Genomic DNA, 826 nt, shown 5'->3' with positions numbered 1-826 from the left:
CCATCCCCAGGCCCACGTCCCGGCGGGCCTGCAGGACGGCGGCGACCGCCACCAGGGCCAAGGCCGTGAGCACCGGCAGGGCCAGCACCCACCACCGGTCGTCGGCGTAGGGGCGCACCTGCTGCCCCCACCCCAGGGGGGACAGCCACGAGGGCCACGCGCTGGTGACCTCGACGCCCGACGCCTCGACGGTGCCCATCAGGTCCCCGACGGCCCGCAGCACGAATGCCCCGGCGAGCACCGCACCGGCGGTGGCGTTGGCGGCCCGCGCGGTCGACATGACCTGCGCGGTGACCGCTGCGACGGCGGCGAACACCCACCCCGTCGCGGTGATCGACGCCCCTGCGGCGACCGCGCCCGCACCACCGTGGCCGCCGGCCGTCAGGACGGTCGTGATGGCTGCACCGACCACGAGCGCGGCACCCATGGTGAGCAGCAGCGCAGCGAGCAGGCGGGCCTCACGACCCACCGCCGTGGAGCCGACGAGCTCGGCGCGGCCGGTCTCCTCCTCCAGGCGGGTGTGGCGGGTGACGGCCTGCAGGCTCATGATCGCCGTGAGCACGGCGAGGATCAGGTACGCCTCGACCATGATCATGGCGCCGAGCTCGGTGCCCGCGGCGGGCCCGTCGAACACGCGGGTCAGAGGGTTGGAGGCCGAGAACTGCGCGGTGGCCACGCGAGCGGCCTCGTCGGCGACGGTGCTCTCGAACGTGCTGACCACCGCGGCGGCGAGCCCGGTGACGGTGACGATCCACACGGGAAGGACGACGCGGTCACGGCGTGCGGCCACGCGCACCAGCCGGGCGGTGCCGGTGGTCGCGCCGCC

General features: G+C 75.5%; 1 pseudogene. It reads right to left on the bottom strand.

From position 1 onward, the window contains the following. Nucleotides 1-826: pseudogene (locus N869_RS18135) on the bottom strand (ABC transporter permease); the annotation flags it as partial.

This window comes from Cellulomonas bogoriensis 69B4 = DSM 16987 (assembly GCF_000767165.1).
Taxonomy (GTDB): Bacteria; Actinomycetota; Actinomycetes; order Actinomycetales; family Cellulomonadaceae; genus Actinotalea; species Actinotalea bogoriensis.
This window is presented reverse-complemented; position numbering and strand designations above follow the sequence as displayed.